Annotated in this window: 1 protein-coding gene; it reads left to right on the plus strand. The window is 75.3% G+C overall.

All coding sequences use genetic code 11. The features are described 5' to 3' along the window. Nucleotides 1-202 precede the first annotated feature (202 nt). Complete coding sequence (locus LCE31_RS40035) at nt 203-679, plus strand: hypothetical protein (RefSeq protein WP_225023236.1); 477 nt, start codon at nt 203-205, stop codon at nt 677-679. Nucleotides 680-770 lie beyond the last annotated feature (91 nt).

Raw genomic sequence — 770 nt, forward strand, 5'->3', positions numbered from 1 at the left:
AGTTGATGGGCGGGGAGGGGCCGTACGTGCAGATCCGGCCGCTCGGTGGCGGCCGGGAGAGGGACGCGGAGCCCGCTGCCGTACGGATGGCGACGCCCGGGGAGCGGTTGCGGGCGTGGCTGGTGGTGGTGAACGCGCGGAGCAGTCGTACGGGACCGCCCGGGGTTTGACGGGGGGCTATGCCATGGCCAAAGATCCGGCCATGCCTTCTGGGTCCCCGAGTTCGAGTTCCGCCCTGTCCGCCGGCCGGTCCGTGCTGATGGCTCTGGTCGCGCTGGTCCTGCTCGTCGGCGGGGGGTACGCGTCGTGGGACGACGCCCAGCACGTACTGCTCGCGAAGGGGCGGCAGCACGGGGAGTTCGCCGTGACGGCGTGCGGGGACAAGACGTGCGCGGGGTCGTTCGATCCGGACGGCGCGGCGGGGCCGGAGTCGGACATGACCATCGAGGATTCGGTGGCGGCGCGCGAGGGCGACCGGTTTCCCGTGGTGGTGAAGCCGGGGACGCACGAGGTGGTCCGCAGCGACACGGCGGGCAGCCTGCACGCGTGGGTGCCGATGGGCGGGGCGCTGCTGCTCGCGGGGCTCGTCATAGCGGGCGGGATGCGCCTGGGACGGCTGGGGCTGATCGTCGCGGCGCTCGGGGCGGCCCAGTTGCTCGCCACGTTCTTCTTGTTGTAGAGGAGACGGGAACGGGGGGGGGGCCGGCCCCGGGGGGGGGGGGGGGGGGGGGGGGGGGGGGCGCGGCGGGGGGGGGGGCCGGCGCGCCGCC

The sequence above is a fragment of the Streptomyces sp. 8L genome, assembly GCF_020176795.1.
Classification (GTDB): domain Bacteria; phylum Actinomycetota; class Actinomycetes; order Streptomycetales; family Streptomycetaceae; genus Streptomyces.

What these genes read in the sequence shown, in the direction of transcription:
- LCE31_RS40035 (WP_225023236.1), top strand. Translation starts at nt 203, where the DNA reads ATGCCTTCTGGGTCCCCGAGTTCGAGTTCCGCCCTGTCCGCCGGCCGG.